Source organism: Extibacter muris, assembly GCF_004345005.1.
Classification (GTDB): domain Bacteria; phylum Bacillota; class Clostridia; order Lachnospirales; family Lachnospiraceae; genus Extibacter; species Extibacter muris.
The window spans coordinates 1-1,219 of record NZ_SMMX01000047.1 but is presented as its reverse complement, the minus strand read 5'-3'; the positions used below and the strand labels follow the sequence as shown (position 1 = coordinate 1,219).

2 tRNA genes and 2 rRNA genes are annotated in these 1,219 nt (G+C 54.1%); all 4 read left to right on the top strand.

Annotated features, from left to right (window positions below):
* Positions 1-416, top strand: a 16S ribosomal RNA gene (locus tag E1963_RS19135); the annotation flags it as partial.
* A 124-nt stretch (positions 417-540) separates the two neighbouring features.
* Positions 541-658 (top strand): 5S ribosomal RNA (gene rrf, locus E1963_RS19130).
* 51 nt (positions 659-709) lie between these two features.
* Positions 710-783 (top strand) — tRNA-Ile (locus E1963_RS19125).
* A 212-nt stretch (positions 784-995) separates the two neighbouring features.
* Positions 996-1,068: transfer RNA gene (locus E1963_RS19120), tRNA-Ala, on the top strand.
* Positions 1,069-1,219 lie beyond the last annotated feature (151 nt).

Here is a 1,219-nt window from a genome sequence, read left to right as displayed (position 1 = left end):
CCAGCAGGTGAGGCTGGGCACTCTAGAGAGACTGCCAGGGACAACCTGGAGGAAGGTGGGGATGACGTCAAATCATCATGCCCCTTATGATCAGGGCTACACACGTGCTACAATGGCGTAAACAAAGGGAAGCGACCCTGCGAAGGCAAGCGAATCCCAAAAATAACGTCCCAGTTCGGATTGTAGTCTGCAACTCGACTACATGAAGCTGGAATCGCTAGTAATCGCGAATCAGAATGTCGCGGTGAATACGTTCCCGGGTCTTGTACACACCGCCCGTCACACCATGGGAGTCGGTAACGCCCGAAGTCAGTGACCCAACCGCAAGGAGGGAGCTGCCGAAGGTGGGACCGATAACTGGGGTGAAGTCGTAACAAGGTAGCCGTATCGGAAGGTGCGGCTGGATCACCTCCTTTCTAAGGAAGAGAAGGAGTAGGGGACGTTGTCTATTGCTTAGTTACCAAGGAGCGAGTGCGCAGGCCGGAAGGCCGCGCCCGCGTATTGGGACCTTCCCGGGCCGTCAGAAGCCAGGAGAGGACTGCTGGTGGCGATGCGCCCGGGGGAGACACCCGTACCCATCCCGAACACGATGGTTAAGGCCCGGGCGGCCGATGGTACTGCACTGGAGACGGTGTGGGAGAGCAGGTGGCTGCCAGCACTAAAAGAGAAAAAGAGGCGGAAGCCTTTTTTAGATAAAAGACCAGAGAACGGGCTTATAGCTCAGCCGGTTAGAGCGCACGCCTGATAAGCGTGAGGTCGGTGGTTCGAGTCCACTTAAGCCCATGTAAGCAAGCCTTCGCCCAAGGAGGAAAGGTCCGCTTAAGCCCATGTAAGCAAGCCTTTGCCCAAGGAGGAAAGGTCCGCTTAAGCCCATCTACTGAACACTTGGCGAACGGAAGCGAGCTTAGTGGGAAGAGAGTTCCCAAGCGTTGGCGAGGTGCTTCCGAGCCTAGGCGAACGGAACAATACAGCCAGTAAAGCGAATAGAAACAGACGGGGGATTAGCTCAGTTGGGAGAGCGCCTGCCTTGCAAGCAGGAGGTCACGAGTTCGAATCTCGTATTCTCCATCTGATGCAGAACAGCGCATCAGCCATGTACCTTGAAAACTGCATACGAGAAATAGGTCATATCATCAACGGATAAGCCGATGATATGACGCGATTAAATATCTTAATTTAATCAAGACATCCGAGGTAATGTTAGCAACATCAACCGATA